The sequence below is a fragment of the Streptomyces sp. bgisy159 genome (genome assembly GCF_057707805.1).
The window spans coordinates 55521-74240 of sequence record NZ_JBYIQX010000010.1 but is presented as its reverse complement, the minus strand read 5'-3'; the positions used below and the strand labels follow the sequence as shown (position 1 = coordinate 74240).

Sequence of the window (18720 nt, the reverse complement as noted above, 5' to 3'; positions counted from 1 at the left end):
CGGGTTCCCCCGGTCGACGACGGCCGGCCCCGGATCCTGCTGCCGCCCGACACCACCGCACTGACCGGCCCCCCGCCCTACGTGGTGCTGCACCCCGGCGCCAGCGTCCCCGCCCGGGCCTGGAGCCTCGCCCGGTGCGCCCAGGTGGTCCGCGAACTCGGCGCCGCCGGACACCGGGTGGTCTTCACCGGCGGCCCGGGCGAGCGGGAGCTGACCGCCTACGTCAGCGGCGCCGACGGCCTCGACCTCGGCGGCCGCACCGGCGCCCCCGAACTGGCCGGCGTGCTCGCCGGGGCCACCGCCGTGGCCCCCGGCAACAGCCTCGGCCGCGCCCGCACCTGGGACTGGCCCGACAGCGTCGTCGAACTCCCCCCGGAGCGCCTGCGCGACGCGGACATCGACCTCGTGATCCTCCAGCGCCCCCACGAACTCGCCCTCGTCGACCAGTGGCTGGGCCGCCGCCCGCCCCTGGTCTACCTGGAGCACAACGCCCCGCACGGCGACGTGCCCGACACCCGCCACCCGGCCGCCGACCTGCCCGGCGTCACCCTCGTCCACGTCACCCACTTCAACCGGCTGATGTGGGACAACGGCACCGCCGAGACCGCCGTCGTCGAACACGGCATCGTCGACCCCGGACCGCGCTGGACCGGAGAGCTGCGCCACGCCGCCGCCGTCGTCAACGAACCGGAAACCGGGGCTCCAGGCGACGTCGTAGGGCAGCCCGGAGCGGTCCGCCACCTCCCGCACGCGGTCCAGGGCGAGCACGTCACCGGCCGTCGCCTCCCCGTCCGGGAAGCTGAACCAGCCGGTCAGCAGGATCCGTCGTACCTCGTCCATCGGGCCGACGGGTGCCCCGGCCGGGCTGCGGCAATCACGCCCCCGGGTCACTCCGGACGCGGATCCCAGCGGAACCGCCGCACGGCCACCACCGCGCCCGCCGCCCCCCACAGGAGCAGCACCCCGTACTCCCGCCAGGGCAGGCCCGGGTGGTCCGTGGTGAGCGCGGTGAGCAGGCCGTCGTTGAACGGCTTCACCGGCAGGGAGCCCGCGATCGCGTTCAGCGGACCGGAGTGGACGGGCAGGTAGGTGCCCGAGACGAACACGAGCGGGAACAGCACCAGCTGCACCACCGACGGCGCGGCCTCCGCGTTGCGGATCAGCGACGCCACCGCCACGCCCAGGGCGCAGAAGGCGGCGGCACCCAGCACCAGCGTCACCGCCAGCGACGGCAGTTGCGCGGCGGAGGGCAGCGGGACGCCGTAGAACCGGCCGACCACGGTGATCAGCAGCACGTCGGCGACGCTCACCAGGACGCAGTGCGCCAGCAGCCCCGCGAAGTACACCGAGGCCGGCAGGGGCGTCGCCCGGACCCGCTTGAGGATGCCGTTCTGCCGCCGCCCCGCCAGCACGATCGCCAGCTGGCTGTAGCAGGCGCCCAGGACGGACACCGCGGCGATCGTGGACACGTAGTACTGAAGGGCGGACCGCCCGTAGTAGAACTCGCTCCGGCCGATCCCGCCGAACAGCCAGCCGAAGACGGTGACGACCACGACGGGGAAGACGAACGTGAAGAACGCGTTCTGCGGATTGCGCCAGAACGTCAGTTGCTCGTAGCGGACCTGGTGCCACAGCAGTCCGGCGTTCACGAGGTGCTCCTTCGCGGGGTGCGGCCGGTGGCGCGGTCGGTCAGCCGCAGGTACACGTCCTCCAGGGTCGGCCGCTCCACCGTCAGCCCGGTGAGCACGGTGCCGCGCCCCAGCGCCCACCGCGTCAGCCGGTGCAGCACACCGGTCGCCTCCTCGGCCTCCACGGTGACCCGGCCGTCCGCCTCCGGTACGGCGGCCACCGGCAGGTCGGCCACCGAGGTGCCGGGCGGCAGCGTGAAGCGGATGCGGGCCCGCGCGGTGTCACGGCCGCCGAGCGTCGCCGGGGTGCCCTCGGCGACGATCCGGCCGTCGGAGACCACCGCGACCCGGTCGGCGAGTTCCTGCGCCTCCTCCATGGAGTGCGTGGTCAGCAGGACGGTGGTGCCCGCGTCGCGCAGGTCCCGCACCAACCGCCAGGCCGCGCGGCGGGCGTTCGGGTCGAAGCCGGTGGTCGGCTCGTCAAGGAACAGCAGACACGGGTCGCCGATCAGACCCAGCGCCAGGTCCAGCCGGCGCTTCTGCCCGCCGGACAGCGTGCGCGCCTTCTGCCCGCCCTTGCCCGTGAGTCCGACCAGGCCCATCACCTCGTCGACATCGCGGGGCGCCGGGTAGTACCCCGCGTTGCGGGCGATCGTCTCACGCACCGTCAGATACGGTTCCACGGCGATGTCCTGGAGCACCAGCCCGATCCGCTCGCGCAGCGCACGCTCGGTGGCCCGCTCGCCCGGATCGAGACCGAGCACGTCGACCCGCCCGGAGTCCCGGCCGCGGAAGCCCTCCAGGATCTCCATGGTGGTGGTCTTGCCGGCGCCGTTGCGGCCGAGCAGCGCGAAGATCTCCCCGTGCTCCACGGCGAAGCCCACCCCGCGCACGGCCCGCACCGCGCCGTAGCTCTTGTGCAGGTCCTCGACCACGACAACGCTAGCCATGACGGCCTCCCCCGGGGGCCGTCGCCGTCAGCGGCGCACACATGCGACCTCCAGCGTCAGATCCCAGAACCGTCCGGCCATCGCGCGGGCCGCCGTCACCCCGAACCCGGTGCGGTCGACCCGGGCCGTGGCACGCACCGCGAACGACTCCGGCAGCACCCGCACGGCCACGACCGTCAGAAGCGCCGGCCGGGCCGTCCCGCGCACCGTGAGCGTGCCGGACACCGACGAGGTGTCCACCGCCTCCGACTCGAACGTGATCACCGGGTGCCGGCCGGTGTCGAGGAACCGAGCGGAACGGACAGCGCCGTCCCGCCGCGCGTCGCCCGTGCGGAAACTCGCCGCGTCGATCTCGGCCCGTACCACCGACTCGGCGAGCGGCTCCGCGACGTCGACGGTGCCACCGCGCAACGCGAGGGTGCCGCGCACCGGCAGCAGACCGAGGAAGTGCCGGCCGGAGAACGAGACGGTGGACGAGCTGGTGTCGATCGAGTAGCGCCCGAGCCGGGGAATCGCCCGGGCGGCGTCGCCTGTCGCATCCATGACCCCATTGCACGCCGCGGCACCGCCCGGGCGGCAGGGCGGGCGGTCGGGTCCCCCGCCTACGAACGGACTGCCGCGGTGGTGCCCCGTGCGACGTTCGCAGGACCGGCCCGCGACGTTCGTAGGGTCTGTCGGCGACGATCGCGGGGTCCGCCCGCGCCGTAGGTCGGCCGTACCGGCCGCACCCGGCCGGAACGCCGTCGGCATGCCCTACGGTGAGGCCATGACTGACGGACCGTGGCACCGCCGGCACCCGGTGGCCGTGGACGTGACCATCGCGCTCGCCTTCGTGGTGATCGACACCGCCGCGACGCTCCTGCGGGCGTCCTGGTGGCCCGCGGACCCCGGCGCGCTCGCCTGGACCCTGCTGGGCGTGCAGGCCCTCGCCTGCGCCTCGCTGGCCCTGCGGCGGACCGCGCCGCTCACCGTCGTCGCGGTGCTCGGCGCGTTCACCCTCGCGGTGACCCTGCTGATCTCCCCACTGCACGCGCTCACCCCGGCCGACGGCGGCAACGTGTGGGCGCCGGCCGCCACGATGGTGGCCGCCTACGGCCCGCTGTTCCACCAGTGCGACCGCCGCACGGCGTTCCTGTCTCTCGCCGCGTTCACGCTCATCATCATGCGGCCCTGGGAGGCGTCGCTCACGGTGATGACGCTCGGACTGCTGCGCACCGCCGTCGGCCCGCTGCTGGCCCTGTACGTCGACGCCCGCCGCCGCCTGGTGCGGGCCCTGGTCGAGCGCGCCGAGCGCGCCGAACGGGAACGGCACCTGCTGGCCGAGCGGGCCCGCGCCGAGGAACGCGCGCGGCTCGCCGGCGAGATGCACGACGTGGTCACCCACCGGGTCAGCCTCATGGTGCTCCAGGCGGGCGCGCTGCGGGTCACCGCCTCCGACGCGCCCACCCGGAAGGCCGCCGAGGAACTGCGCGCCGCGGGCTGCCAGGCCCTGGAGGAACTGCGCGACCTGGTCGGCATCCTGCGCACCGCCCCCGAGGACGACGGCACGCCCTCGGTGGCGGGCTTCGCCGGCCTGGTCGCCGAATCGGCTGCCGTGGGCGTGCCGACCGAACTCGTCGAGGAGGGCGACCCGGCGCTGGCCTCGCCGGTGGTCGGGCGCACCGCCTACCGGGTGCTGCGCGAGGCGCTGACCAACGTGCGCAAGCACGCGCCCGGCGCGCGGGTCACCGTACGGGTGGAGTACGGCGAGGCGCGGGTGCGGCTCACCGTCCGCAACACCGCCCCCACCGGCCGCCCGAGCAGCGCCCTGGCCGGCACCGGCTCCGGCCTGGGCATCGACCGGCTGCGCCGGCGCATCGAGCTGGTGCACGGCACCCTGCGGGCCGGACCGGGCCCGGACGGAGGGTTCAGCGTCGAGGCGACGCTGCCCTCCTACGTCCCGACGGCGGAACCGGTGGTGTGAGCGTGGCCCGCGTGGTGGTGGTGGACGACGAGCCCATGGTGTGCGGGTTCCTGCGCACCATCCTCGGCTCGGCCGACGACATCGAGGTCGTCGACGAGGCGCACGACGGCGCGGCCGGCCTGGCGGCGGTCCGCCGCAGCCGCCCCGACGTCGTCCTGATGGACCTGCGGATGCCCGGCATGGACGGCCTGACCGCGATCGAGCACATCAACCGGCTGGCGGACCCGCCGCACGTCGTGGTGCTGACCACGTTCGACGCCGACCAGTACGTGCTGCGGGCGCTGCGGGCCGGCGCCACCGGCTTCCTGGTCAAGTCGACCCCGCCGGAGGAGCTGATCGGGCTGGTCCGCACCGCCGCGCGGGGGCACACGGTGCTCTCCCCGTCCGCGGCGCGCCGGCTGATCGCCGCGTCCACCGACGCCCTCTCGGCCCGGGACCGTGCCCGGGAACTGGTCGCCACCCTCACCGAACGCGAGGCCCAGGTCCTGGCGGGCCTCGGCGAGGGCCTGTCCAACGCCCGGATCGCGGCCCGCCTCCACCTCTCCGAGGCCACCGTCAAGGGCTACGTGTCCCGCATGCTCGACAAGCTCGACTGCGTCAACCGCACCCAGGCCGGGCTGCTCGCCCATGACGCGGGCCTCGTCGACGGCTGACCCCCGCCGCCGGCCCGGTGGGTCGCCCCGCTGCCCTGGGACGGGAGCGCTTACGCGGACGGCTCCGGCCCGTTCGCACTCCGTCCGCCCGGCGGCCGACGGGCACGGCGGGGCGCGTGCCGCGCCTAGACTGGTCCACGGGATCGAGGGCGGAACAGGAGAGGCCGTGGCGGAGCACGTCGGTGGATTCCAGGACCCGTCCGCCGAGGTCCTGACGGAGGCGGCCGCCGTCTTCTCACTGCTCGCCTCGCCGGCCCGGCTGCACATCATGTGGGCGCTGTCCCAGGGCGAGAGCGACGTCAGCCACCTCGCCGACCTGGTCGGCGGCGCGCTGCCCGCGGTCAGCCAGCACCTGGCCAAGCTCAAGCTCGCCGGGCTGGTGCGCGCCCGGCGGGAGGGGCGGCGCCAGGTGTACTACGTCGACGACCCCGACATCGTGACCGTGGTCCGCGTGATGGTCGGACAGCTCGCCGCGCGCTCCGGGCAGCCGACCGCGCCGGTGGACCGACTGCGGGGCACCGGGGGCTGAGCCGCCGCCCGCCCCCCGGTGCGCCGTACGCCGGGCCGGGGCCGCCGACCGGACCCGTCCGCGCCCCCGCCGCGCGGCGCCGGCCTGCCGGATCCGGCCCGCGTGAGCCGCCGCGCCGGAGTGGGCCGCCACGGCATGGCGGGGGAGCGGGGCGGCGACGGCGGCTCAGCCGTACGAGAGGTTCGAGCACAGGTCGTCGTCGGCGGAGCGCGCCTGGCCGGCCACCGAGGACGGCACGGAGGTCGGGACCGGCGACGCGGCGGGCGACTCCGCCGGGTAGTTGCGGCCGACGACGAGGGTCACGCCGGAGCCCCCGACGGCCTGCAGCTCGGCGCCGGGGAACAGTTCGGCGACCCGTTCGGCCTCGGCCCGCCGGCCGGACCCGTACTGGACCAGGGTCGTGGCGTGGTTCTGGCTGTGGGCGTTCCCGGTGCCGGTGACCGTGAAGCCGTGCGAGGTGAGGGCCGTCGCGGCGGTCGAGGCCAGCCCCCGGGTGGTGGTGCCGTTGTAGACGGCGACCGCGATGCCGTCCCCCGACACCGGCTCGCCGGCGGCCGGCGACGGGGAGGCCGGCGCGGCCTTCCTGCCGCCGCTGGCGTCCTTGCCGTCGAGCGTGCGGTCCGCCTTCAGCGCGGCCCACAACTGGGAGGCGTCGGGCTCCACGACGGCCACCCGAGTCCCCTCGTACCGCCAGGGGATGGTGAGGAACTTGGTGTTGTGCAGGTCGATGTCCTTCAGCGACATGGCGAAGGAGATCAGCTTCTTCGCCGAGCCCAGCCCCGGGTCGACGGTCATCGAGCCGGTGGCCGCTTCGGCGAGCGGCAGCAGCTTGGTCGGGGTGAGGCCGTTGTCCTTGATCTCCTTGAGGAGGCTGGAGACGAAGGCCTGCTGGCGCTTGATACGGCCTATGTCGGAGCCGTCGCCGATGCCGTGCCGCAGGCGGACGTAGTCCAGGGCCTTCTGCCCGGACACGGTCTGCTCGCCCCGGGGGAAGAGGAGGCCGCCCCGGGTGGCGCGCTTGGGGTTGAGATCCTTCTGGTAGATCTCGTTCGGCAGGCACACCGGCACCCCGCCCACCACGTCGGTCAGCGCCGCGAACCCCTTGAAGTCGACGACGACCGTGTGGTCCACCCGCAGCCCGGTGAGCTGCTCGACGGTGTTCTGGGTGCAGGCCGGGTTGCCCTTCTGCGTCTGCCCGACGGAGAAGGCCGCGTTGAACATGGTGTCCGGCCGGGTCTTCGTCCAGCTGCCGTCGGGGAGTCTGCACGGCGGGATGGTGACCAGGGTGTCGCGGGGGATGGAGACGGCTATGGCGTGCTGGTGGTCGGCGTAGACGTGCAGCAGGAAGGCGGTGTCGGAGCGGCCGATGTCGTCCTTCTCGCCGCCGCCGAGGGCGTCGTTGCCGTCGGTGCGCGCGTCCGAGCCGATGACGAGGACGTTCTCCCCCTCCGACGAGCCGGCCTCCGGGCGGTTCCTGGACAGTCCGTCGCCGTCGAAGGTGTCGATGCTGCCGTTCAGCTTGAGGTAGATCCATCCCGCGCCAGCCGCGCCGAGCACCGCCACCGCCAGCGCGACGAGCAGCGCGGTCCGCAGGGGGCGACGGCCGCGTGGACGCGCCCGCCGCGGGCGGGAACGGGCGGCGCGATCGCTGGTCGTGGTCATCCCTGCCCCCTGACTGATCGTACGATTGTACGGTTGCGCAATGTAGCAAGAATGGCCGCATGGACGATCAGCGGGTGAACCCCGCGGATCGCCGCCCCCGGCATCACCGCGGGCCCGGCTCGGCGGGACGGCCCGGGGCCGATGTCCCGGCCGGCGCCGGGATCGTAGGATCGGTGATCTCTTGGGGGAGGTGGCATGGGCAGACAGCGCCCGGGCACGCCGACGCTGGAGGAGGTCGCCGCCCTGGCCGGGGTGGGCCGGGGCACGGTCTCCCGCGTCATCAACAACGCGACCGGCGTCAAGGAGTCGACGCGCCGCGCCGTGCAGCGGGCCATCGCGGAGCTGGGATACGTGCCCAACCTCGCGGCCCGCTCGCTGGCCGGACGGCGGGCCGACGCCGTCGCCCTGGTGATGACCGAGCCGGACTGGCGGCTGTTCGCGGAGCCCTTCTTCTCCGAGATCGTCCGCTCGCTCGGCGACGCGCTGACCGGCACCGGTCTGCAACTGCTGCTGACCCTGGTCCGCTCGGACGCCGAGCGGCAGCGGTTCCTGGAGTACGCGCGCGGCGGCCGGGTCGACGGGGTGCTGCTGATGTCGGTGCACGCCGACGACCCGCTGCCCGACATGCTCGCCGACGCCCGGCTGCCGACCGTCATGCTGGGCCGCCGCTCCGGTGACGAGCACGTCAGCTACGTCGACGCGGACAACGCCGGCGGGGCCCGCGACGCGGTCGCCCACCTCGTGCGACGGGGCCGTACGAGGATCGCCACGATCACCGGCCCGCCCGACATGCACGTCGCCCGGTGCCGGCTGCGCGGCTACCGCGAGGGCCTGGCGCTGGCCGGGCTGGCCGACGGGCCCTCCCGGGTCGCCGAGGGCGACTTCACCGAGGACAGCGGGCGCCGGGCCATGGCCGAGCTGATCGACCGGCACCCCGACATCGATGGCGTCGTCGCCGCCTCGGACACCACGGCCGCCGGCGCCCTGCACGCGCTGCGCGCCGCCGGACGCCGGGTGCCCGAGGACGTCGCCGTGATCGGCTTCGACGACTTCCCGCTGGCCCAGCGGACCGAGCCCCGGCTCACCACCGTGCGCCAGCCGCTGGAGGAGATCGGGCGGGCCATGGTCCGGCTGCTCCTGGAGGAGCTGGAGGAGCCCGCCCTGGCCTGGCGCCACGTCATCCTGCGCACGGCGCTGGTGGTGCGCGAGTCCGCCTGAGCCCGCCCGCACCGCCTGGTTCCGACCGCCGTTGCGGCACGTTCGGGAGCGCTCCCAGCTCGGGCGCGCCGCTCGGTCGTCGACAGCCGCACTTGCCCCGCACCCGGCTGACCGGCCACGTCGGAATCCGTTCGACGGATTCCGGTCCGTGGCCTTGTCAGGTGCACGCCTTCGTCCCTACAGTCCGTGGCTGAACCAGTGGATGGGAGCGCTCCCATCAAACTAGTCGTGGGAGCGTTCCCGCACCACCCCTCGCGCGTACTCCTCCGTCCCTCCCCGAGAGGACCCGCATGCGACCGTCACAGCACCACGCCCGCCGGGCACGCGGCCTGTTCGGCGCGCTGCTCACCACCCTGGCCGTGGCCGCGGCCCTGCTGACCGCCGCACCGGCGGCACGGGCCGACACCACCATCTGCGAGGAATTCGGCTCGACCACGATCCAGGGCCGCTACGTCGTCCAGAACAACCGCTGGGGCACCGGCGACCCCCAGTGCATCTCCGTCAACGACTCGGGCTTCCGCATCACCAGGGCCGACGGCTCCGTCCCGACGAACGGCGCCCCGAAGTCGTACCCGTCCGTCTTCAACGGCTGCCACTACACCAACTGCTCACCGGGCACCGCCCTCCCCACGCGGCTGAACACCATCACGGGCGCACCCACCAGCATCTCCTACGGCTACGTGAGCGACGCGGTGTACGACGCCGCGTACGACATCTGGCTCGATCCGACCCCCCGCACCGACGGCGTGAACCGCACCGAGATCATGATCTGGTTCCACAAGGTCGGCCCGGTCCAGCCGGTCGGCTCGCAGGTCGGCACCGCGACCGTGGCCGGCCGCCAGTGGCAGGTGTGGTCCGGGAACAACGGCTCCAACGACGTGCTGTCCTTCGTCGCGCCCTCCGCCATCGCGAGCTGGAGCTTCGACGTCATGGACTTCGTCCGGCAGGCCGTGGCCCGCGGAATGGCAGGCGGCGACTGGTACCTGACGAGCATTCAGGCCGGGTTCGAGCCCTGGCAGAACGGCACCGGCCTCGCGGTGACCTCCTTCTCCTCCGCCGTCACCACCGGCAGCGGCGGCGACCCGGGTGACCCCGGCGACCCCGGTGACCCGGCGGCCTGCCGGGTGACCTACGCGACGAACGTCTGGCAGGGCGGCTTCACCGCCGAGGTCACCGTCGCCAACACCGGCTCCTCGCCCGTCAACGGCTGGCGGCTGGCGTTCGCCCTGCCCTCCGGCCAGCGGATCACCAGCAGCTGGAACGCGAACCTGTCCTCGTCCTCCGGCGCGGTGACCGCGAGCAACCTGCCGTACAACGCCGCCATCGCGCCCGGCGGCCAGGTGGCCTTCGGCTTCCAGGGCACCTACGGCGGCTCCTTCTCCCCGCCCGGCGGGTTCAGCCTGAACGGCACGGCCTGCGCCACCGGCTGACCGGCGTCCGAGCCCCGGGGCCCGCCCGCATCCTCCTCCCATGCCGGCCGGGCGGGCCCCGGTACCGCCCCGGTGCCGCCCCGCTCCAGGAACGACTCCCGGAAAGGCCCACCCGCATGCGCCTCCTGACCGCCCGCCGCCGGCCGGCCGCCGCCCTCGCCCTGTGTGCCGCCGCCCTCGCCCTCACCGGGTCCGCCGTGGCCGCCCCGGGACCCTCCGCGCCCGCGGCGTCCGCCGCCGGGGCGCCCTACCGGGACCCCTCCGTCGCGGTGGCCGACCGGGTCGAGGACCTGCTCGCCCGCATGACGCTCGACGACAAGCTCGGCCAGATGACGCAGGTCGAGAAGGACGCCCTGGTCCCGCAGTCCGACCTCGCCGCCTACCGCATCGGCTCGGTGCTCTCCGGCGGCGACTCGACGGTCAGCCCCAACAACGCCCGGACCTGGGCCGACACCTACGACGGCCTCCAGCGCACCGCGCTGACCACCCCGCTCGGCATTCCGATGATCTACGGCATCGACGCCGTGCACGGCCACAACGCGGTCCGCGGAGCCACCCTCTTCCCGCACAACATCGGCCTGGGCGCCACCCGCGACCCCGCGCTCGTCGAACGCGTCGGCCGGGCGGTCGCCGAGGAGGTCTCGGGCACCGGCATCGACTGGGACTTCGCGCCGTGCCTGTGCGTGGCCCGCGACGACCGCTGGGGCCGCACCTACGAGTCGTACGGCGAGACCCCCGAACTGCCCTCCGCCATGACGACGTTCGTCACCGGCCTGCAGGGCGAGACCCTGGGCGCCGGCCCCGGCTCCGTGCTCGCCACCGCCAAGCACTACCTCGGCGACGGGGGTACCACCGGCGGCGTCGACCAGGGGAACACCGAACTGTCCGAGGCGCGGCTGCGGGCGATCCACCTGCCGCCCTTCCAGGAGGCCGTGCGACGCGGCGTCGGCTCGGTCATGCTGTCGTACAGCAGCTGGAACGGGGTGAAGTCGCACGCCAACAAGTACCTGGTGACCGACGTCCTCAAGGGCGAACTGGGCTTCACCGGGTTCGTGGTCTCCGACTGGGCGGCCGTCGACCAGCTCGACGGACAGACCGGCTTCACCGGTGCCGAGATCACCACGGCCGTCAACGCCGGCGTCGACATGGTCATGGTCCCGCACGACTACCGGAAGTTCCTCACCCTGCTGCGCGGCGAGGTCACCGCGGGCCGTGTCCCGCTCTCCCGGATCGACGACGCGAACCGCCGCATCCTCACCAAGAAGTTCCAGCTCGGCCTGTTCGAACAGCCGTTGACCGACCGGTCGTACACCGGCACGGTCGGCTCGGCCGCGCACCGGCAGCTGGCCCGGCAAGCGGTCCGCCAGTCGCAGGTGCTGCTGAAGAACAGCGGCGGGATCCTGCCTCTGCCGAAGTCGGCGAAGCTGTTCGTGGCAGGGAAGTCGGCCGACGACATCGGCAACCAGAGCGGCGGCTGGACGGTCGGCTGGCAGGGCGGCAGTGGCCCCGTGACCGAGGGCACCACCATCCTGCGGGGCATCCGCGACGCGGTCACCGACTCCTCCCGGGTCACCTACGACCGGTACGGCTACGGCATCGACGGCAGTTACACGGCCGCCGTCGCCGTGGTGGGTGAGACGCCCTACGCCGAGGGCCGCGGCGACCGGCCGAACGGCCTGGGCCTGGACCAGGAGGACCTGGGGACCCTGGCCCGGCTGCGGGCGAGCGGTGTGCCGGTCGTCGTCGTCCTGGTCTCCGGCCGCCCCCTGGACATCGCCGCCCAGCTGCCCGACTGGCGGGCCCTGCTGGCGGCCTGGCTGCCCGGCACCGAGGGCGCCGGCGTCTCCGACGTGCTGTTCGGCGACCACGCGCCGACCGGCAGGCTGCCGATGTCCTGGATGAACAGCTCGGCGCAGCAGCCCGTCAACGACGGCGACGGCAAGACGCCGCTCTTCCCCTACGGGTACGGGCTGACCTACGACGGCACCGACCCGGACCCGGACCCGACCCCGTCGCCGGCCGCCTGCACGGCGTCGCTGCGGGTGGCCTCCGCCTGGCAGGGCGGCTACCAGGCCGAGGTCACCGTCGAGAACACCGGCTCCGCCGCGCTCACCGGCTGGTCGGTGACTTGGGACCTGGCCGGCTCCGGCATCACCAACCTCTGGAACGGCTCCCTGACCACCGACGACGGCCGGGCCACCGTGCGCAACGCCGCTCACAACGGCGCGCTGCTCCCCGGCGCCCGCACCTCGTTCGGCTTCATCGCGACCGGCAGCGCCGGCGCACCCACCCCGGCCTGTACGAGCGGCTGACCGCCCGCGGGCCTCGGAAACCGCACCGCCTCGGACGCCCCCCCCGGCACCACGCACGCCGGCGCACCCAGGGGCACCGTCCTGCTGGGCACCACCACCTGGCGTACCCCGCCGGCCCGAACCACCCCCTGTTGCCTCCGCTGAACCACCCGCTGAACCACGCGTGACGAGGACACCCGCACCTCCCCGCCCGCCCGGCCGGCTTCCCCCCGGGCGGGCGGGGGATCCACCACGGAAGGAGAGAACATGGCTCGACGCAGCAGACTGCTGTCCCTGGCGGCGGTCTTGTCGACGTTGGTCGCGGCGCTCGGACTGGCCCTCCTGGGGCAGGGCAGCGCTCAGGCCCACGGGGTGGCGATGCTGCCCGGCTCCCGCACCTACCTCTGCTATCTCGACGGTCTCACCGGCTCCGGCGGGATGGACCCCTCCAACCCGGCCTGCCAGGACGCGCTGGCGGAGAGCGGCGCGACCTCGCTCTACAACTGGTTCGCCGTCCTGGACTCCAACGCCGGGGGCCGGGGCGCCGGATACGTGCCGGACGGCACGCTGTGCAGCGCCGGCGACCGGTCGCCGTACGACTTCTCCGCCTACAACGCGGCCCGCTCCGACTGGCCGCGCACCCATCTGACCAGCGGGGCGACCATCCAGGCGCAGTACAGCAACTGGGCGGCGCACCCGGGTGAGTTCCGGGTCTACGTCACCAAGCCCGGCTGGTCACCGACCTCGACACTGCGCTGGGCCGACCTGGACCTGGTCCAGACGGTCGGCGACCCGCCGCAGTCCGGCTCGCCGGGCACCGACGGCGGTCACTACTACTGGGACCTGACGCTGCCCTCCGGCCGTTCCGGAGACGCGGTGATCTTCATCCAGTGGGTGCGCTCCGACAGCCAGGAGAACTTCTTCTCCTGCTCCGACGTCGTCTTCGACGGCGGCCACGGAGAGGTGACCGGCATCGGAGACTCGGGCGGCACTCCGACCCCGACCCCCACGACCACCTCGTCCCCCACGCCCAGCCCGAGCCCCACCACGGGTGATCCGTCCGCCGGGTGCATGGCCTCGTACTCCGTGGTCAACTCCTGGAGCGGCGGCTTCCAGGCGTCCGTCGAGGTCATGAACCACGGCACGGCGCCGCTCGACGGCTGGGCCGTGAGCTGGAAGCCGGGCACGGGGACCCGGATCAGCAGCGTGTGGAGCGGCGCGCTGTCCACCGCCGCGGACGGCACCGTCACCGTGCGCAACGTGGACTACGACCGGGTGGTCCCGGCCGGCGGCAGCGTCACCTTCGGCTTCACCGCCACCTCGACCGGCGACGACCTGCCGGCCGGTTCGATCGGCTGCGTCACACCGTGACCCGGCCCTGAGGCGGGGACACGGACAGACGGCCGGACAGGGCGCGCGGGAGGCCCCGGCGAAGACCACTCCCCGCGCCCTCGTCCGGCCGGCAGGCGGTGCACCGCCTGCCCGGCGAGCGGCGCGCCGGCGGCGGGACGCCGCCGGCACACCCCGACCCCCGCCGGGGCAACGAGGAAGGCGCAGGTCGTCGAGTACGCCGTAGACCATGTACGGGACAGCCCTCAGCCGGACCACCGGACGTGGCCCGAAGCCCCCCGGGAGTGTGCGGACCACGATCTGAACGCCGGAGTGGGGAGACACCGCACCGGGCCCTACGCCAGGGACAGGAACAGCTTCTCCAGCCGGGCGCGCACGGCGACCGGGTCCTCGCCGTTCGCGCTGCCGGAGCCGAGGTCGGTCACGCACTGCTGCAGACCGGTGGCGATGATCGCGAAGCCGGCCCGGTCCAGGGCGCGGGAGGCGGCGGCGAGCTGCGTGACGACCTCCTCGCAGTCGCGTCCTTCCTCGATCATCCGGATCACTCCGGAGATCTGGCCCTGCGCACGGCGCAGCCGGTTCAGCACGGCCTTCAGATCCGCGCCCTCAAGCTCCAGTTGCACGACCACTCCTCGCAGACACACCGCTGCGGGTACTGTACGCGCCGGTCCGCGGCGGCGGCGGGGGTGCCTCGGGGCGTCAGGGTTCCAGCGCGATCTCGACGGCGGGCGGCTGACGCAGGGTGTTGTGGACCGTGCAGTGCGAGGCCACGGCGAGCAGGGCCTCCCGGCGCCGCTCGGGCAGCTCCGGTGGCGGGACGACCACGATGCGCAGCGCGGTGACGCGGGCCGGGCGGTCGGCGGCCATGGTGAACTCCGTACGGACCCGCAGCCCGGCGCGGGGCAGGCCGTGGCGGTCGAGGTAGCGGCCCGCGTAGAAGGCCACACAGGTGGCCAGCGACGCGGCGAACAGTTCGGTGGGGGTGGGCGCGGTGTCCGTACCGCCCGCGTCGACGGGTTGGTCGACCTGGAAGCGGTGGCCGCGGATGTCCACGGTGTAGGCGTCCCCGTCGAGACGGGTGACCTCCAGGCGGTGGGTCTGCGGGGTCGGCCCCTCGTGCGGGTCCAGGGTCTGCGGTGCGCTGCCGGTCATGGCCGGGCCCTTCCTCGTCGGTCCTGATCGGTGTCGGCCGGTGGTGCCGGTCGGTGTGGGGGACGTCCCCCGGTCCGGCCGCCGCCGGTTTCCCGGCCGCCGCCACCTCCAGTCGACCGCGGCCCGCGCCGCGGGGCGAGGGGCGGACGGGGTGCGGCGCGGGCCGTTCGGCCCTCGGGCGAACGGCCCTGTCCGGAATACCCCGCCCTGTATGCGGGCTGGGAGCTTTCGCCGCGGAGCCGGGCCGCAATGGTCCGGAAGGCGGGACGTGGGCATACCCCGGTGGGTACCGGGAGGGGGACTTGCGGCCCCTGCCTCACGGCGTTCCCCGGCGCCACTGTGAAGGCATGGGCACACACATCGTGATACTCGGCGGCGGAACCGCCGGCACCCTCACCGCCAACCGCCTGCGTCGTCTGTACGACGAGGGCGAGTGCCGGATCACGGTCGTCGACCAGGACGACGACCACCTGTACCAGCCCGGCCTGCTCTTCCTGCCGTTCGGCGCGGCGGAGCCCCGGCACCTGGTCCGCCCCCGCCCGGACCAGCTGCGGGGCGTCGACTACAAACAGGCGCCGGTCGAACGGGTCGACGCCGCCGCGCGCACGGTCCACCTCGGCGGCGGCATCACGCTCACCTACGACGTCCTGGTGGTCGCCACGGGCGCCCGGCTGCTGCCGGAGGAGACCGAGGGGCTGACCGGGCCCGGCTGGGACGAGAAGGTGTTCACCTTCTACGACCTGCCCGGCGCCACGGGCCTGCGCCGGGCGCTGGAGCGCTTCGAGGGTGGCCGGCTGGTGATCGACGTGGCCGACCTGCCGGTCAAGTGCCCGGTGGCGCCCCTGGAGTTCGCCTTCCTGGCCGACTGGTACTTCCAGCGCCGCGGCATCCGCGACAAGGTCCGTCTGACCTACGCCACCCCGCTGGACTCCGCGTTCACCAAGCCGGTCGCCGCCCGGGCGCTGGCCGGGCTGCTGGAGCGCAAGGGCATCGAGCTGGTCACCGAGTTCACCCTCGGCGAGGTCGACGGCACGGGCGGCCGGCTGGTGTCGTACGACGACCGCGAGGTGCCCTTCGACCTCGCCGTGGTGGTGCCGCTGCACGGCGGCGCCGCGTACGTGGGCCGGTCCGAGGGGCTCGGTGACGAACTGGACTTCGTCCCGGTCGACCCGCGCACCCTCCAGCACCCCGAGTACCCGGAGGTGTTCGCGATCGGCGACGCGGCCGGCCTGCCGGTTTCCAAGGCCGGCTCGGTGGCGCACTTCGAGGGCGAGACGCTGGTGCGCAACATCGCCGACCTCCTGGCCGGGCGGCCGCTGTCCGCCGCCTTCGACGGGCACACCAACTGCTTCGTCGAGACCGGCCACCACCAGGCCCTGCTCATCGACTTCAGCTACGACACCGAGCCGCTGCCCGGCCACTACCCGGGCGCCGTCGGACTGCCGCTGCTGAAGGAGTCGCACCTCAACCACCTCGGCAAGCTGGCCTTCGAGTGGCTGTACTGGCACAGCCTGCTGCCCGGCCGCGACCTCCCCGGCATCGGCGCGGAGATGCCCCGGCGCGGCAAGACCCGCATCCCCGCCTGAAACGCCCGCATTCCCGCCTGAGACGAATGGAGCCCACCATGCCCACCGCCGCCTACGACGGCACCTCCGTCCCGGTCGACGACGAGGGGTTCTTCACCGACCCGAGCCGCTGGACCGAGCCGATGGCCGAGCAGATCGCGAAGGAGACCGGCATCGACACCCTCACCGAGCGGCACTGGCAGGTGATCCGCTTCATGCGCGACCAGTACGCCGAGAAGGGCACCGGCCCGACGGTCCGGGTGCTCGGCAAGACCTCCGGGGTCGGGGTGAAGGAGCTGTACCAGCTCTTCCCGAAGGGCCCGGCCAAGACGGCCGCGAAGATCGCCGGGATTCCCAAGCCGCGCGGCTGCATCTGAGCGCCGCCGCATCCGAGGAGGAGGACACCATGGCGGACACCGCCACCATCGAGAAGGTCTCGATCATCGTCTCCAAGGGCTCCCTGGAGGGCGTCTACCCGGCACTGATCATGGCCAACGGCGCCCGCGCGGAGGGCATCGAGGCCGATCTGTTCTTCACCTTCTTCGGTCTGGACGCCGTGACCAGGAGGCGCTGGGACCACATCAAGCTGGCCACCGTCGGCAACCCGGGCCTGCACCTGCCGACCCTGCTGGGCGGCCTGCCGGGCGTGCCCGACCTGGTCACCCGCTTCATGGCGCGCAAGATGGACAAGCTCGACATCCCGCCGATCCCCGAGTTCATCGAGATGATCTCCGACACCGGTGCCGGTCTCTACGCGTGCAAGGCCTCGGTCGACCTGTTCGAGCTGGACAAGGACGACCTGGTGGAACAGGTGCAGGGCATCATCACGGTCGGCGAGTTCTACGAGCACGCCGCCGGCGGCCAGATCATCTACACCTGAGTCACGAGCCTCGCCGCGCGTGAGCGGCCCGCTGCACGAACCGGGCGACCGGGACGCAGGCCGCGGCGGCGAGGCCGGCCCACAGCCAGGGACTGGCCGACAGGGCACGCAGCGGGCCGAAGCCGACCTGCTGCCCGAGCACGAAGACCCCCATGACGGCGACGAACCAGCCGAAGGCCCGGCGCAGCGCGTCCTGCGGCAGGCGCCCGGCGACGCGGCCGCCGAGCAGAGCGCCGACCACGGCGGTCACCGTGACGAGGGCGGCCAGGCCCCAGTCGATGTGCACACTGGCCAGGTAACCGGCCAGCCCGGCGAACGACTTCATGGCGATGACGAGAAGGGAGGTGCCGACGGCGACCGTCATCGGCAGCCCGCCGAGCAGGGCCAGCGCCGGGACGACCAGGAAGCCGCCGCCCGCGCCGACCAGACCGGTCACCAGCCCCACCACGATGCCGTCCAGCAGGACGTGTGCGACGGGGAGTTCGTGCGGAGCGGCCTTCCGCGGCCCGCGCCGGCCGCGGATCATGGCGACGGCGGTGGCGATCATCATCAGGGCGAACGCGATCAGCAGCACGGAGGCGGCGACGAACTCGGCCAGCCGCCCGCCCGCGTAGGCGCCGATCATGCCGGCCAGGCCGAACAGCAGCCCGGTGCGCCAGCGGACGCGTCCGGCGCGGGCGTGCGCGACCACCCCGGCGGCGCTGGTGACGCCGACGACGAACAGGGAGGTGGCGATGGCCTCCTTGGTCTCCACGCCGGCCAGGTAGACCAGCACGGGAACCGTCAGGATGGACCCGCCGCCGCCCAGGACACCCAGCGCGACCCCGACGAGCAGGGACGCGGCGACGACCAGGACGATCACGGAGCGCTCCGCAGCGCGGCCACGACACCGTCCAGGTCGGTGCGCGGGCCGCGGTTGTACGGCAGCTTCGACAGCAGCATCCCCATCGCGCAGGTGTTGGTGAGCGCGGCGACCGCCAGACCCCCGCCGACGGCCGTGCCGATCAGGTGCAGCCCCGGCACGAACACCCCCGCGACACCGCTGACCAGGACCAGCGAGCCGGCGACCAGCCGCACCTGCCGCTCCAGCTCCCAGCGCTCGGGCCCCCGGGTCAGGGCGCCGCCCGCCGCCTCCCAGGCCATCACACCGCCGTCCAGGATCCGCAGGTTGGGCAGCCCGGCCTCGGCCAGCGCCCGCTCGGCGCGGGCGGCCCGGGCGCCGGAGCGGCAGATGAGGACGACCTCCTCGTCTAGGTGGTGCCGGATCTCGTCGCGGTGCTCGCGCAGGGTGTCCAGCGGGACGTTGTACGAGCCGGGTATGTGGGCGGTGCGGAACTCGCCCGGCGTGCGCACGTCCAGCAGCCGGGGGCCCGAGCCCTGCTCGTGGAGGGTGCGCAGGGTGGCGGGGTCGAGACGCGGGGGGTCGGTCGGTGTCGTCACGGGGGTGTT

At 73.8% G+C, this 18720-nt stretch carries 18 protein-coding genes and 1 pseudogene; 11 read left to right on the top strand and 8 right to left on the bottom strand.

Annotated features, from left to right (window positions below; all coding sequences use genetic code 11):
• The first annotated feature begins 81 nt into the window (after positions 1–81).
• The gene (locus AC3ET3_RS12680; RefSeq protein ID WP_435612129.1) at positions 82–1089 is read left to right on the top strand and encodes a glycosyltransferase family 9 protein; all 1008 of its coding nucleotides are present in this window, start codon (positions 82–84) and stop codon (positions 1087–1089) included.
• On the opposite strand, the pseudogene AC3ET3_RS12675 reads toward AC3ET3_RS12680, so the two are convergent.
• The 3 genes and pseudogenes from AC3ET3_RS12675 to AC3ET3_RS12665 form a co-directional block, all read right to left on the bottom strand.
• Positions 984–1649, bottom strand: a pseudogene (locus AC3ET3_RS12675) (ABC transporter permease); the annotation flags it as partial. The gene AC3ET3_RS12680 and the pseudogene AC3ET3_RS12675 sit on opposite strands and share 106 nt — an antisense overlap.
• Positions 1646–2578 carry an ABC transporter ATP-binding protein gene (locus AC3ET3_RS12670; RefSeq protein WP_435612128.1) on the bottom strand — a complete coding sequence of 311 codons (933 nt, stop codon included), beginning with the start codon at positions 2576–2578 and terminating at the stop codon, positions 1646–1648. The pseudogene AC3ET3_RS12675 and the gene AC3ET3_RS12670, both read right to left, overlap by 4 nt.
• Positions 2579–2605: 27 nt before the next feature.
• Positions 2606–3121 (bottom strand): YceI family protein, encoded by a 516-nt coding sequence (locus AC3ET3_RS12665; RefSeq protein WP_432136998.1) that lies wholly within the window; start codon positions 3119–3121, stop codon positions 2606–2608.
• A gap of 223 nt (positions 3122–3344) precedes the next feature.
• Here AC3ET3_RS12665 and AC3ET3_RS12660 point away from each other — a divergent pair, with 223 nt between their 5' ends.
• From AC3ET3_RS12660 to AC3ET3_RS12650, 3 genes are all read left to right on the top strand, one after another.
• The gene (locus tag AC3ET3_RS12660) at positions 3345–4541 is read left to right on the top strand and encodes a sensor histidine kinase (protein ID WP_435612127.1); all 1197 of its coding nucleotides are present in this window, start codon (positions 3345–3347) and stop codon (positions 4539–4541) included.
• Positions 4538–5194 carry a response regulator transcription factor gene (locus AC3ET3_RS12655; protein WP_435612126.1) on the top strand — a complete coding sequence of 219 codons (657 nt, stop codon included), beginning with the start codon at positions 4538–4540 and terminating at the stop codon, positions 5192–5194. Before AC3ET3_RS12660 ends, AC3ET3_RS12655 begins: the two co-directional genes overlap by 4 nt.
• 166 nt (positions 5195–5360) lie before the next feature.
• The gene (locus AC3ET3_RS12650) at positions 5361–5723 is read left to right on the top strand and encodes an ArsR/SmtB family transcription factor (RefSeq protein WP_432137001.1); all 363 of its coding nucleotides are present in this window, start codon (positions 5361–5363) and stop codon (positions 5721–5723) included.
• 165 nt (positions 5724–5888) lie between these two features.
• Here AC3ET3_RS12650 and AC3ET3_RS12645 read toward each other — a convergent pair whose 3' ends face one another.
• Positions 5889–7385 carry an LCP family protein gene (locus AC3ET3_RS12645; protein ID WP_435612125.1) on the bottom strand — a complete coding sequence of 499 codons (1497 nt, stop codon included), beginning with the start codon at positions 7383–7385 and terminating at the stop codon, positions 5889–5891.
• Positions 7386–7580: 195 nt separating this feature from the next.
• On the opposite strand from AC3ET3_RS12645, the gene AC3ET3_RS12640 reads away from it, so the two are divergent.
• The 4 genes from AC3ET3_RS12640 to AC3ET3_RS12625 all read left to right on the top strand — a co-directional run bounded on the left by AC3ET3_RS12640 (position 7581) and on the right by AC3ET3_RS12625 (position 13695).
• Entirely contained in the window at positions 7581–8603 is a 1023-nt protein-coding gene (locus AC3ET3_RS12640; RefSeq protein ID WP_432137003.1) for a LacI family DNA-binding transcriptional regulator, read from the top strand.
• 290 nt (positions 8604–8893) lie between these two features.
• Positions 8894–10033 (top strand): glycoside hydrolase family 12 protein, encoded by a 1140-nt coding sequence (locus tag AC3ET3_RS12635; protein ID WP_435612124.1) that lies wholly within the window; start codon positions 8894–8896, stop codon positions 10031–10033.
• A gap of 116 nt (positions 10034–10149) precedes the next feature.
• Positions 10150–12345 carry a glycoside hydrolase family 3 N-terminal domain-containing protein gene (locus tag AC3ET3_RS12630; protein WP_435612123.1) on the top strand — a complete coding sequence of 732 codons (2196 nt, stop codon included), beginning with the start codon at positions 10150–10152 and terminating at the stop codon, positions 12343–12345.
• 246 nt (positions 12346–12591) lie between these two features.
• Positions 12592–13695 (top strand): lytic polysaccharide monooxygenase auxiliary activity family 9 protein, encoded by a 1104-nt coding sequence (locus tag AC3ET3_RS12625; protein ID WP_435612122.1) that lies wholly within the window; start codon positions 12592–12594, stop codon positions 13693–13695.
• Between the two features lie 314 nt (positions 13696–14009).
• Here the strand turns inward: AC3ET3_RS12625 and AC3ET3_RS12620 are convergent, their stop codons facing one another.
• Positions 14010–14297 (bottom strand): metal-sensitive transcriptional regulator, encoded by a 288-nt coding sequence (locus tag AC3ET3_RS12620; protein WP_432137007.1) that lies wholly within the window; start codon positions 14295–14297, stop codon positions 14010–14012.
• Between the two features lie 76 nt (positions 14298–14373).
• Complete coding sequence (locus tag AC3ET3_RS12615; RefSeq protein WP_432137008.1) at positions 14374–14826, bottom strand: OsmC family protein; 453 nt, start codon at positions 14824–14826, stop codon at positions 14374–14376.
• Positions 14827–15173: 347 nt separating this feature from the next.
• Here AC3ET3_RS12615 and sqr point away from each other — a divergent pair, with 347 nt between their 5' ends.
• From sqr to AC3ET3_RS12600, 3 genes are read left to right on the top strand one after another with little or no spacing between them, the layout of a single operon-like run.
• Entirely contained in the window at positions 15174–16412 is a 1239-nt protein-coding gene (gene sqr / locus AC3ET3_RS12610; protein WP_432137009.1) for a type III sulfide quinone reductase, selenoprotein subtype, read from the top strand.
• A gap of 38 nt (positions 16413–16450) precedes the next feature.
• Positions 16451–16768, top strand: a complete 318-nt coding sequence (locus AC3ET3_RS12605) for a TusE/DsrC/DsvC family sulfur relay protein (RefSeq protein WP_432137010.1) — start codon at positions 16451–16453, stop codon at positions 16766–16768.
• A gap of 29 nt (positions 16769–16797) precedes the next feature.
• On the top strand, positions 16798–17271 hold the full coding sequence (locus AC3ET3_RS12600; RefSeq protein ID WP_432137011.1) for a DsrE/DsrF/DrsH-like family protein: 474 nt from the start codon (positions 16798–16800) through the stop codon (positions 17269–17271).
• A gap of 1 nt (position 17272) precedes the next feature.
• Here AC3ET3_RS12600 and AC3ET3_RS12595 read toward each other — a convergent pair whose 3' ends face one another.
• Together AC3ET3_RS12595 and AC3ET3_RS12590 are read right to left on the bottom strand one after the other, a co-directional pair.
• A complete protein-coding gene (locus AC3ET3_RS12595) occupies positions 17273–18133 on the bottom strand; it encodes a sulfite exporter TauE/SafE family protein (RefSeq protein ID WP_432156239.1) in 861 nt (286 codons plus the stop codon).
• A complete protein-coding gene (locus tag AC3ET3_RS12590; RefSeq protein ID WP_432137013.1) occupies positions 18130–18711 on the bottom strand; it encodes a rhodanese-like domain-containing protein in 582 nt (193 codons plus the stop codon). Before AC3ET3_RS12590 ends, AC3ET3_RS12595 begins: the two co-directional genes overlap by 4 nt.
• Between the last annotated feature and the right edge of the window lie 9 nt (positions 18712–18720).